8 protein-coding genes are annotated in these 12,842 nt (G+C 50.8%); 6 read left to right on the top strand and 2 right to left on the bottom strand.

Going from position 1 to position 12,842, the window contains the following annotated elements; translation table 11 throughout:
• The first annotated feature begins 55 nt into the window (after nucleotides 1-55).
• Nucleotides 56-1,828, top strand: a complete 1,773-nt coding sequence (locus tag FYZ48_RS04460) for a hypothetical protein (RefSeq protein ID WP_149337953.1) — start codon at nucleotides 56-58, stop codon at nucleotides 1,826-1,828.
• Between the two features lie 298 nt (nucleotides 1,829-2,126).
• On the opposite strand, the gene FYZ48_RS04465 is transcribed toward FYZ48_RS04460, so the two are convergent.
• Nucleotides 2,127-3,506, bottom strand: coding sequence for a hypothetical protein (locus FYZ48_RS04465; RefSeq protein WP_145191772.1), 1,380 nt, complete (start codon nucleotides 3,504-3,506; stop codon nucleotides 2,127-2,129).
• Nucleotides 3,507-3,883: 377 nt separating this feature from the next.
• Between FYZ48_RS04465 and FYZ48_RS04470 the strand changes: the two genes are divergently transcribed.
• The 5 genes from FYZ48_RS04470 to FYZ48_RS04490 all read left to right on the top strand — a co-directional run bounded on the left by FYZ48_RS04470 (nucleotide 3,884) and on the right by FYZ48_RS04490 (nucleotide 11,678).
• Complete coding sequence (locus FYZ48_RS04470; protein WP_145044386.1) at nucleotides 3,884-4,705, top strand: sugar phosphate isomerase/epimerase family protein; 822 nt, start codon at nucleotides 3,884-3,886, stop codon at nucleotides 4,703-4,705.
• A gap of 556 nt (nucleotides 4,706-5,261) precedes the next feature.
• Nucleotides 5,262-5,501 (top strand): hypothetical protein, encoded by a 240-nt coding sequence (locus tag FYZ48_RS04475; protein WP_187781869.1) that lies wholly within the window; start codon nucleotides 5,262-5,264, stop codon nucleotides 5,499-5,501.
• A 258-nt stretch (nucleotides 5,502-5,759) separates the two neighbouring features.
• On the top strand, nucleotides 5,760-7,661 hold the full coding sequence (locus FYZ48_RS04480) for a transglutaminase domain-containing protein (RefSeq protein ID WP_149337955.1): 1,902 nt from the start codon (nucleotides 5,760-5,762) through the stop codon (nucleotides 7,659-7,661).
• A 246-nt stretch (nucleotides 7,662-7,907) separates the two neighbouring features.
• Nucleotides 7,908-9,263, top strand: coding sequence for a GTPase HflX (hflX, locus tag FYZ48_RS04485; protein ID WP_149337957.1), 1,356 nt, complete (start codon nucleotides 7,908-7,910; stop codon nucleotides 9,261-9,263).
• A gap of 228 nt (nucleotides 9,264-9,491) precedes the next feature.
• Entirely contained in the window at nucleotides 9,492-11,678 is a 2,187-nt protein-coding gene (locus FYZ48_RS04490; RefSeq protein ID WP_149337959.1) for a tetratricopeptide repeat protein, read from the top strand.
• A 46-nt stretch (nucleotides 11,679-11,724) separates the two neighbouring features.
• On the opposite strand, the gene FYZ48_RS04495 is transcribed toward FYZ48_RS04490, so the two are convergent.
• Complete coding sequence (locus tag FYZ48_RS04495) at nucleotides 11,725-12,732, bottom strand: ParB/RepB/Spo0J family partition protein (RefSeq protein WP_149337961.1); 1,008 nt, start codon at nucleotides 12,730-12,732, stop codon at nucleotides 11,725-11,727.
• Nucleotides 12,733-12,842 lie beyond the last annotated feature (110 nt).

The following is a 12,842-nucleotide window of genomic DNA, read 5'->3' on the forward strand; positions in this document are numbered from 1 at the left end:
CAGCAATTAAATCATGTGGTTATGTCCCAATTTCCTGCAACACAGATGAGTATCAATGCCTACTCATGTTATCAAAACAGAAATGATCAGAGTGATTAACTGGTGTTACAAATCCACAGGGATTTGGACACTCGGAATTACAATTTGTCTGTTTGCATTAACATTCCTTCTGATCACTCCAGCCTATGACCAGCCAGATGACCCTACAATGGCACTGGTTGCGTCAGGATATGGCAACGTAGATGGACCGGATGAACATTTAATCTACTCCAATGTGCTGATTGGGTTGATCTTAAAGCAATTGTATCTGACAGCACCACTTGTGCCCTGGTACGGAGGCTATTTACTGTTGATCCAGTTTCTGGCTCACTGGATATTGCTTTATGCCTTGTTGCTGTCGCTCCGCGATTATCGCTGTGTTCTGGGTTACCTGCTTTTTTACCTGGTGGTGGGTGTCTACCTTCTGACGCATATTCAGTTCACGACAACTGCATTTCTAATTGGGATGGCTGGTCTGTCGGTAATACTAGTGAGTCTGTTTCTGGACTCAAAAGGATCCCACTGCCGCTGGCTGAAGTGGCTGGGGGCTTTGTGCCTGATCATCTCCAGCCTGATTCGATTTGCCTCACTTCAAATGCTGGTTCTGGCCAGTGCGCCTTTGATCCTGGTTTGTGTATTTCATAATTTCAAAGTGATTAATTTGAAACCGTATCTGGTACCGGCAGTTGTTGCCATCATCGGAATTTCAAGCTGTAAATTTTACGATACACACTATTATCAGCAGGATGAAGACTGGAGAAACTTCATGCAATATCATGCTGCAGCTGCACAAGTGAGTAACAATGTCCTTGTTCCATATACAGAAGAAACCCGGAAAGTTTTTGATGATACAGGCTGGAGCCACGCCGACTATCTAATGATTCGTGACTTCAATTATCTTGATCCGGACACGTTCAGTTCAGCAAACCTAAAAAGATTTGACAAACAAAAGAATGCCACTAATCTGCGGAAGCACCCTCAAGTTTTGCAGGCTCGCGTGAATGCATTTAAGAATTTATTTACCAATTCAGTTTCAGTGATCTCTCTCATTGCGGCCATCTTCTTTGCATCTCTTAACCAGAAAAACTGCTGGCAACGATCTATCGTCAAGTGGCTGCTGATGTGGAGTGCTCTGATCATGTTAGGGTTGATAATCTACAAGAAATTACCAGAACGAGTATTTATCCCTTTAACTGCGTTACCATTCTACCTGTCTCTCTTGCTAAACCTTCCCGATCTTTCCTCGCAGATAAAAAATCAGAAATTCAAAAAGCATTTTGTATTTCGGACGGGAGTCCTGCTTCTTTTCCTTGCTGCAACAGCCTCTGCCTGGGGACAGGTAAAACGATCAGACCTGATGGTGATGGGAAATATCAGATTTAAGAATGATTTAAAAAATCTGCAAGAGAGTTGGCCAGACAAAGTGTTCCTCGCGCAGTGCAGATTTCCAGTTGATTTATTTCTGCCCCTCGATAACCAGTCGGAAATTCAGGGAATGAAGTGGCTGTACCTGACAGGGAGGCAGAAATCACCTTTATTTCAACAGAAAATGAAAGAGTATGGAATTCATTCAGCTTATACAGAACTATATGAAACAGATCGTCTCTACTTAATAATGCTTCCCAGATTTATTCCTCTGTTCGAATCCTATCTCAAACAGCATTACGACGTTGATCTGGAATTCAAAAATGTTTACTCGGGGAGACATTTTCAAGTTTATCGTGTCAGTACCTCTGCAAGAGATAAGAACACGAATAATGAAATGGAGCACTCCGCGATTAAAGAGTAACTACCGGGATGTGGTTTTCGGAAGTGATCGTTATTAAATCGGCTGACATCGATCGGCAGACAAAACGCCCACGTCCACAACATCTATGGAGAGATCAGAAGGGGGGGGTAGCATGCTACCACCGCTGACCTGCGTGTGGTTCACAGTTACCAGATCATTCACCTCCAATGATTAAACTCGAAGTCTACTTCCATGCCTGGCGAGGTCCACAACAAAAAAAGGGCGGCTGGTCTGAGATCAACCGCCCTCTCGCAGTTTCCATTTTCAGTTGCTGAAAATTCTTCTGGCGTCTCGTTTACTAGTTGCTACAAGTCTTCGGCTCTGGTGCAGTGCAGGTCTTGGGTGCCGGAGCCGTACAGGTTGGCTGCGGGCAGCAGACGGGCACTTTACGACAGACCTGTCGCGGTACACAACGTGTCTTGGTTACGCAGACGGTACGCGGAACACATTTGGTCCGGGTCACATACCGTGTGCAGCAGACCTGCTCACAGGTGGTGTAAGGCACTTTGCGAGTACAGGTTTTTTGCTCATAGGTGCAGGTTGTGTAAGGAACCTTGCGGGTCCGACACTCTTCAACCATGGTGCAAGTGGTGTAAGGAACCTGTTTCGTTACGCATTCTTCCTTCCAGCAGCAGGTGGTGTAAGGCACTTTGCGTGTCCGGCATTCACGTACCATTTCGCAGGTTGTGTAAGGCACCTTCTTGGTCCGTGTTTCGCACTCGTAACGCACGCAGGTGTAAGGCACCTTACGGGTAACGCAGCAGGGAACTCGCTCACATACGGTGTAAGGAACCCGCTCGGTTACACATTCGCGTTTGTAAGTTGTGCAGCAGACTTTCTTGGTGACCGTCTTGGGGCACCAGATGCGTCGGCAGATGGTAGTGCCGGGGCACTGTACTTTCACTGTTTTGCAGCAACCGGGTTTGTAGACAGGGCAGCATGAGCTGCAGTCATATTCCCAGGTTCCTGGTTCACAGACACATTTTTCTACAACCGGACCGGGGCAGTGTTCGGTAACCGTCTTCCATTCACCACAGCATACTTCAACATCGTGCCAGGTGTGGACAGGCTTGCAAACAGTGCGACAGACATCGCGGTAGCAGGTCTTGTAATTGGTTTTGTAGATCGTGCTGCAGACTTCACGGTAGTGAGTCTCGCAGATCGGACGTCTGACGGTGTAGCAGACATCCCGGTAACAGGTGTTGTAAACCGGCTTGCAGACTGTGTAGCAGACGTCCCGGTAGCAGGTATTGTATACCGGTCGGCGGCGTTTGCAGGTCACAGTACGATAGCAGGTCTTGTAAACGGGACGGCAGACTTTGTAGCAGACATCCCGGTAACAGGTGTTGTAGACCGGCTTGCAGACCGTGTAGCATTCATCACGGTAGCAGGTCTTGTAAACATTCTTAGTGTATTGAACGGGAACTTTTTCGCAGATCGTATCGTAGACTGTCTTCTGACAGGTATAGTTCTGCTTTTCCCAAACGGTTTCAGTGACGGTTTTGTAGCAGGTACTTGAGCACTCTTTGGCAGCACAGTAATCACCACAAGAAGTACATGCTTCTGTAGGACAACACTTATATCTGCCTGCTCCCAGGTAACCTGCCTGGGCTTGCTCCCCAAAGCAGGCCATAATCAAAGCGGCCGCCAGAAGGGGAATCCAGGTTGCGTGTTTCATTGGTCTATTCCTCTATTTGTAATTTCAGCAAACAAAATTGAAATCTGGAAACAGTTAGAATCTACTTCGTCAACTGAAACAGCCCCCCTTCACTGAGACCGCCATTTCTCCGCATCTTACTGCACAACCTCTTCTACTGAGTCACGATAAACCATTCGATCACTACAATCGTTACCCGTCACGATGCGTTACATCCCTTCAGTGACTCTCAGGCGAGGATCCATGGTGGAAAAATGACCTAAATCTTCTCCTGACAATCTTTAAAAGTGATCGAAGAGAGTCTTTATAGACTCGATGAATGCGAGACAGCCTGTTATCCTCAATAGACCGGACGCGTCATTCCATCATTAGTTCAACAGATAAAGTGAGAGATTTACATGAAGTTTGCCATTTGTCAGGAAATGTTTGTCGACTGGGAGTGGGAAAAACAATGCGACCTGATCGCGGAGATTGGTTATACGGGCATCGAGCTGGCACCTTTTGCTTTTGCCGATCATCCATCGAAAATTACTCAAGAAGAGCGGGCCTCCCTCAAGAAAACAGCTGAGGACCGCGGGCTCCAAATCTTTGGACTGCACTGGCTTCTGGCAAAAACCGAAGGTCTGCATCTGACCACTGCTGACTCCGAAGTTCGCAAAAATACTGCCGCTTATCTGGTGGAGTTAGGGAACCTTTGTGCCGATCTGGGCGGAGACCTGATGGTCTTCGGTTCTCCATTCCAGCGCAACATCGAAGAAGGCATGTCGCGCGAACAGGCTTATCAGAATGCAGCGGAAGTTTTCCGCAACTGTCTGCCGGCGATCGGCGAGCGCGGGGTTCGCATCTGCATGGAACCGCTGACTACCAAAGAAACGGATTTCGTGAATACCTGTGCGGAAGCCATCGAGTTAATCGACATGGTCGGTGCGGACAACTTTGTTCTGCACCAGGATGTCAAAGCGATGGCCGGTGCAGAAACAGAATCGATTCCGGAACTGATTCACAAGTATGCTTCGCGGACGGGTCACTTCCATGTGAATGACACCAACCTGCTCGGACCTGGAATGGGAGAGACCGACTACCATCCGATCTTCAAAGCGCTGAAAGAAACGAAGTACCCCGGATGGATTTCAGTTGAAGTGTTCGACTACAAACCGGGCAGCGAACACATCGCGCGCGAAAGTTTTCGTTACATGAAAGAGGTCTGGGAAAGCGTCTGAGAGACTCAAAACAAGCGATCGGGCAAAAATTTTTTTGAAAACGTGAAAATATTTCCGGCCCTTTTTTCGCGTTGTTTTGCCAGACAAACGAGACTCTATAAACATGCAGTTTAAGCATGTCAACTGAGAAACAAAAAACAGAAGAGATCGGTTTCAGTCTATAATAATAGAGCGAAATCGATCTCTTGTTTTTTATCAAGCCTGTAATATACGTCGCACCCCGTTTCTATTTTTCAGCGATTCGTTTTTAAACGCTAAGCACATCGCAGTTTACAACAAGCTGGAAAAAGGCTTTTCATATCAGAATTGGCTTGCAGAATTTTACGAAATATTTACGATGATGCCCAATAATTAGATGTAAGTCCTTAGTGTGTAATGAGTGTCAATTAAAAATGTGTTTTGATTGAATTTACACACACCAATAAAGGGGATGAACATCGGAGTTTGTCAAGGTTGACAGACTCACTTCTTATTCGTTGTGGCAGACCTTTGCCGACTTATAGCCCGGAGCCAGCGGCAAGGCAGCCCTCGTTTAACTCTCAAAGGAGGATTTGCGGTGGCAAAGAAAAAGGCAAAGAAAGCAGCACCTAAGAAAGCAGTAAAGAAAGCTGCACCAAAGAAAAAAGCAGCCCCTAAAAAGAAAGCAGTGAAGAAAGCTGCTCCTAAGAAGAAAGCTGCTCCAAAGAAAAAAGCTGCTGCTAAAAAGAAAGCCGCCCCAAAGAAAAAGGCAGCTGCAAAGAAAAAAGCAGTTAAGAAAGCTGCTCCAAAGAAAAAAGCCGCTAAAAAGAAGAAGTAATTCTTCTGCACTTAGCTGCTGGAAACAACAAGCCATAACGAGTAAGAAGCGATCGGTTATTTCGATCGCTTCTTCTATTTCCCCCCTGAGTATTTCACGCCTCTGTCTCAACAGAATCTCGCCTGGATTCATCCCCACACACAAAATATTCATTTGTATATTATTGTGTCACATATGCTGTTTCACTGACTGCAGTTAACGTTACAATAATTAGCCAGAACGTTTGCCCCAACTCTGCAGTCTGAAAGCAAGCCGGCATTGAACAGCTCCCCCAACGTGACCTCTGTCAAACCCAGGCGCAAATTATGGCGGACCCGGTTTAAACTGGCGCGCAACATCCTGCCATTTGCTTCCCGTATTTCGTATGCGGAGGTCGTTCCTGATTCTCCCATTGATGGCGAACTCCAACACTGGGGTGAGGTCATCTTACTCTCAGACCTGGTCGCCGTTCTGCATCGTGATGGAACCATCACCCGCAGAGCGCATCACATCGCCAGTCTGCACGCCAACGAATCGTTGTCTCAATGGGACGAAGTCTTTCGTTTTTATGATCGCCAGACAGCGCTGCATAAAATTCAGACCGCGAAAGTTTACCTGCCCGATGGCAGTCAGAGAAAAGCCCGCAAGGTGGTTCAACCGTACGGACAGATCGCCGTCCATTTTTATCCTCTGCGTCCCGGGGTAACTGTCGAGCTGGAAGAGCAACAGGACTTCTTCACACCAGACCGGATCTCGGCCTGCATGTGGGGCCAGGAGTACCTGCAGTACTCGATCCCCTGTCAAAGACTGCGTTGCACGATTGCCGTCGCGGAACCCTTCGAGCTGCAGTATGAATTACATCAGACGAACCAGGAACCAAGCTCCTGGAAACAGGGAACCTATCAGGTCTATCAATGGGATCTGCAGGCATTACCTGGATATGAAACTGACGACGCCACGCCTCATCCTCGAGACGTCATACCCTGGGTCGACTTTACCACATTGACCAACTGGGAACCGATCGCGAGGTTCTATCGGCAGGACCTCGAGCCTCCATCTAAAATCCCGTTACAGATTCAAAAACTGTCGGAGGATCTGACGCGTGAATCAGATTCAACTGAGGATAAAATTTACGCCCTCTATAAGTATGCCTCTGATGATGTCCGTTATGGCAGACATCCCAACGAACTGGCTTTGGAAAAAACCAGGGAGGTCGGTTCGATGCTGGAGGATATGCGCGGAGACTGCAAAGACAAATCATCGTTACTCGTCTCCCTGCTCAGGCACCAGGGAATTGAAGCTGAGGTCGCAGTTCTGCTGACACGCGCGAATGGAACAATCCCCTTTCTGCCTGGAGCTCGCTTCGATCATGCGATTGTCTGCGTTACCGATGAGCAGGGAGTCAGACTCTGGCTTGATCCTGCCGGCGGCCCGATGACTTTCAAAGATCTGCCTTATAATGACCAGGGCATGCAGGCACTGTTGTTAAATCTTCCAGCGGGAGAGCTGACCACCATTCCCTGCGGCGGTCCGGAATCTCATCAGGTACATCGGCAATGCGAGGGGAAACTGTCCGAAGACTGCAGCTATGAGTTCGTCACCAATGTCTCAACGACAGGTGACACCGCCATGGAATTCCGTCTTCGCTACATCAACCGCAACGAAGAATATCAGAGCCTGACTCTGGAACGGGAACTCGCGTCTTCTCTGACGGGAGCCCGCATCGATGCTCCTCTGTTTCACAACCTGACAGATCTCTCGCAGCCGGTTACCTACTCCTGCAAAATGACACTCGATCAGTGGGCGCGCAAAATTGAAGACATCATTCTGTTCCGGGTTCCCTGGATCGGGGCGATGCACACGGTGGCTCTCGTCAACGTGCAGAAACGCAACTCAGCCTTGCAAGCCCCCTGGCCAATCCGCTTCTCAGACCAGCACAGCATCGAACTCCCCCCTGGTTATCATGGTTATGGACTGCCTTATGAACATCGATTTGAATGCGAATGGGGTCGCTACGAAACCTCCATCTATGAGGAAGATTCTCACCTGATCTGCCACCGCCAGGTAGACCATTTGGGAGGCATCGTCCGTGAGGAGCAGTATCTGGATTTCAAACAATACTGGGAACAGTGTACCCGCGCGGATGCTCTGGATGTTGTGCTCATGAAAAAGCCGGACTGAACATACACACAAGTATTTATTGATCTGTTCGTGGTTAGAAAAGTGCCAGGAAAAGTCAACGACTTTCTGAACATGGAATCCAGAAATGGTGTCAGTCCGTCACAATGAGCCTATTCTCTCATGGGCAACCTGTTAAAATAGAGAGTAGGAGAGGGGAGGCTTTCAACTCTGGAGAAATCCAAAGCTGGGAAAGCCCAGCCCCAAATGAACGCTCCATCCTCAACGAATATAGAAAGTGGAAACTCCTTGGCGGATCCTAAACGAGAAGAACTACAAGTCAAAGCGAAACGAGCCATCCTGGTCTCGGTCATCTCTCCTTCGAGTCATATCAATAAAGAGCAGGCCCTGGATGAATTAAAGGGGCTGGTCGAAACGGCGGGTGTGAAGGTTGTAGGCACCCTGGTACAGAGTCGCGAAAATCCTCATCCGGCAACCTGCCTCGGTAAAGGAAAACTGGCTGAGCTGAAATCAATGGTCAAACCCGTTGATGCCGAGTTGATCATCTTTGATAACAATCTGTCCCCTTCTCAGGGACGAAATATTGAAGAAGAGACTGGTACGATCATCGTGGACCGTAGCGAATTGATCCTCGATATTTTCGCAACCCACGCCAAAACCTATGAAGCGAAACTGCAAGTCGAACTGGCGCAGCTGCTCTATTTCCGTCCGCGTCTGAAACGCTTGTGGACCCACCTTGAGCGTATCGAAGGGGGTGTGGGTGCTGGTCGTGGCCCTGGTGAAAAGCAGCTGGAAACCGACCGTCGACTGTTGGATAAACGCGTGGCTGAATTGAAGCGTAAACTGTCCGAAGTTGAAAAGCGTCGCGAGCGCACTGTTTCCAATCGATTCCAGCAACTCACGGTCTCGCTGGTTGGTTATACCAACGCGGGAAAAAGTACGCTGATGAATGCGCTCACCGGCGCGGACGTCTACATCGCGGACCAGTTGTTTGCCACGCTGGATACCCGTACGCGACGCTGGGAGCTTCCACACTGGGGAGAGATCCTGCTGAGTGACACGGTTGGATTCGTTCGCAACTTGCCTCACCATCTGGTGGCCTCATTCAAGTCAACTCTGGAAGAAGCCCGGCAGGCTGACCTGCTGTTGCATGTGGTTGACAGCAGCAATCCGGAAGTGGAGCATCATATCAAAACCGTTAACAGTGTGCTTGAGGAAATCGGCATCGACTACTCGAACGCACTGCTGGTATTCAACAAAAGCGATAAGGTGGAAGACCGCTCCAAGCTCGATGTCCTCCGACTGAAATACGAGAATGCAATCACCGTCAGCGCGGTATCTGGTGAGGGACTCGACCGACTCTCCCAGGCAGTCATCGATCGACTGGCTTCCGGCTATGTTATTGTCGAAATCGAAACCCCCGTCGGAAACGGCAAACTGCTCTCTCAACTCGAAGAGCATTCGCTGATCCTCTCACGGGAGTATTCCAGCGACGACACTCGCGTTACCTACCGAGCCCGGATTGCACGTCGCTTTCTCCCCGTGCTGAAGAGCAGCGAAGACACCGAAATCCGAATCCATGATGACGGGGACCAGGGAGCCCCGAATCAGCTACAGCACGAAGAATCCATCCACGAGGTTTAGTTTCCTCACGCGTATGCTGTTCAGGCAGAACGTCTCAGTCAATCTTCCCGCCGGCTGGCGACAGTCATTGCAATCGGTCTGGCGGGCAGGGTATCATCGGTAGAAGGGCACGTCATCGACAGTCGGAAAGTTTCTCCTTCCGATCTGCATGCTCCCCCCTTGACCGTTCTGATTTGGACCTTCCCCTGCGACTGACATCCTGAGAGAAACTGACGAAACTCATACGCGATGAAAAAACGATGGATCTACGGCGTCATCATTTTCCTGTGTCTCACTTCGATTGGCCTGGCCATTGACTGGTGGACCGCTCTGCCTGAAGGCGAACAGGCAACCTACGTCGGTCGTCAGACCTGCTTCGAGTGTCATCAGCAACAGGCAGAAGAGTGGAAAGAATCTGACCACGACCTGGCGATGAACCCTGCAACTCCCAAGTTCGTTCTCGGCGATTTTGATAACACCGAGCTCGAACATTTTGGGATCACCTCCCGCATGTCCCGGGTGGACGACAAATACTATGTCACCACCCAGGGACCTGATGGCGAGATGTCCCGCTTTGAGGTCAAGTACGTCATCGGCGTGCATCCCCTGCAACAGTATCTGGCTGAACTCGAGCGCGGCAAGATCCAGGTCCTGCCGGTAACCTGGGACACAGAACTCAAACGGTGGTACTACGCCAGCCCGGATGAACCCTTTGGTCCGGAAGACCCCCTGCACTGGACCGGCTCCGCCCAGAACTGGAACCACATGTGCGCGGAATGTCATACCACGAACTGGGCCAAGAATTATGATATCGCCACCGACACCCATCATTACTCCTTCTCCGAAATGCGCGTCAGCTGCGAAGCCTGCCATGGCCCCGGATCGATTCACGTGAAACTGGCCAACTCGCATTCGCTGTTCTGGGATCGTCGCTATGGCTATGGCCTGGCGAAACTCAAAGGTGAAGACGCGACCGCGCAACTGGAGAGCTGTGCTCCCTGCCATTCTCATCGGCGGCATGTCTCACCCGGTCATACTCCCCTCGACCGCTTCCACGATCATTACGCTCTCTCACTACTGGAAGGTCACCTCTACCATCCCGATGGTCAGATCGATGAGGAAGTCTACGTCTTCGGATCGTTCACCCAGAGCAAGATGTATCGCAAGGGAGTCCGTTGCACAGACTGCCATAATCCGCATTCATTGAAATTGAAATTCGAGGGAAACAAACTCTGCACCCAGTGCCACCTCGAGGCCAAATATGACGTGCCCGGTCATCACCACCACAAGGTTGGCAGCAAGGGAGCCGCCTGCGTGGAGTGCCACATGCCGACCAAGACCTACATGGGAGTCGACCCTCGCCGGGATCACAGTCTGAGAATTCCCCGCCCCGATCTTTCAGTCAAACTGGGAACCCCCAACGCCTGCAACCAATGTCATACGAAAGCGGACGAGACGCCGGAGTGGGCTGCGAAGAAGGTCGATGAATGGTACGGCCCCAAGCGGCGCGACGACCCGCACTATGGTGAGATCCTGGCAGCAGGTCAGGCTGGCAATCCGGATGCAGAACGCGCGCTGATCAAGTTGACCCGGGAAAAGGAAGTCGGTCCCATTGTTCGGGCAACTGCAGTCTCCCTGCTGGCCTCCCGATACGATACCCCCGAAAGTCGCAAGGTTGTCGAGCGGTCTCTGAAGTCAAATGAAGAGCTGGTCAGGATGGCGGCGCTACGTGGATTCGAAGGCTGGAACCCGCGTTCGGAAGCCGAGGCCAGCCGGGTGGGCAAGCTGCTCGCGGAAGGACTGACGGACGACTCGCGCGGAGTCCGGACGGAAGTCGCCCGGATTCTGTCTTCGCTGCCCATCATGCCGAATACGGATTCGAACCGGAAGGCACTCGAACGGGCACTCAAAGATTACAAGAATAACCTGCTGACCGATGGGGACCAGTCGGGCTCTCACATGAGTCTGGGGATCCTGTATGCCAACGAGGGTGACCTGAAGAAAGCGGAAGCCGAGTTTCGTCTGGCCATCAAACTGGCACCAGCTGTAGCGGGAGCCCGGTCCAATCTGGCTCAGTTACTGGAACAACAGGGGCGCACTCAGGAGGCGCAGGAACTCAGATCTGAAGAGGTCGAGTTGCTGGCCCGCGATGCTCGTCTGCTTCCGGACAATGCCCTGCTCCAGTACCGGGTGGGCCTGCTCTATTACCTGCTAGGTCGGGAGGACGAGGCGGCGTCAGCCCTGGAGAAGGCGTGTGAACTGGAACCGCAGTCCGCTGACTTCCGGTTGATGCTGACTCTGCTTTACGAGAAACAGCAGAAGTGGGAACAGGCACTGGACTCGGTCAAACGCTTGATCCAACTGCAACCAGAGAACCCCACCTTCCGACAGATCCAGATGAACCTCCAGCAAAAAGCAAACCCGCAAGGCAAGTGAATGCCTTACGGGCCTGTTGAGTTTCACGTGACTCTGAGCTCTGCGATCAGGCCGACTTGCGGAGCACTCCTGTAATCCGCTCGAAGGTATCGTTCGAATCGAAGGGAATCACAATCTGACCGGACTGTTCGGTCTTGAGTTTGATCTCCACCTGGGCTCCCAGAATTTCCCGCAGTTGCTGCTGCAGGTCAATCAGGTGATTCGTCATCTGGGGAGCATCGGCGGGTTGCTTCGGTTTGGGATTCTCAAAGGGAACGGTGTCAGCCTCACCTTTGAGGATCTTCCGCACTTCTGCTTCAGTCTTTCGGACCGAGAGGGACTCGGACTGAATCTGCTCACAGAGCGCGACCTGTTTATCGTTATCCAGGCTCAACAGGGTCCGGGCATGACCGGCTGAGATCTTCTCTGCCTGGAGAGCCTGCTTGACGGGTTCCGCCAGATCGAGCAACCGGATCATGTTGTTGACGGTCGAACGGTCCAGACTCAATCGCTGTGCGAGCTGCTCGATCGTACTGTCGAACTGGCTCAGATAGTTTTTGAAGGCCTGGGCCTTTTCGAGTACATTCAAATCTTTTCGCTTGAGGTTCTCCTCGATCGCGACTTCACAGACTTCGCGTTCTTCCAGATGGAGCACCCGGCAGGGAACCGTTTTCAGTCCCGCTTCACGGGCTGCCTTCAAACGTCGTTCTCCGGCGATCAGCTGGTAGGCACCATCGAACGGACGGACCAGCAGCGGTTGCAGAATACCGTGTTGACGGATACTGCCTTCGAGTTCCTTGAGGGAGTCAGCTGCGAAATCCTGACGAGGCTGATACGGATTCCGTTCGATCAGATCAATGTCGATCTGGTCGGAGGACTCAACTGGTGCCGGATTCTCTTGCGAGTCTGCACCTGCACCGTCCTGATTATTTTCTGAATCTGGTTCTCCCCCACGCCCCAGCAAGGCGTTCAAACCACGGCCTAACCGTCGACGAGGGACCCCAGGATTTTCTGATTGCTCAGCTGCCGGATCAACTGGATTCTGGTTTTGATCTTCCTGATTATGATCTTCCATGACCTTCTTCTCTTATACTTAAACTGCCTGACAAAAACGGGAGATTGAAACGTGGCGCGGGATTTTATTTCGAATGGCTATTTGAAGCAAGAGGGCTTTGCGGCAGAGCT

This window comes from Gimesia chilikensis (assembly GCF_008329715.1).
GTDB classification, from domain to species: domain Bacteria; phylum Planctomycetota; class Planctomycetia; order Planctomycetales; family Planctomycetaceae; genus Gimesia; species Gimesia chilikensis.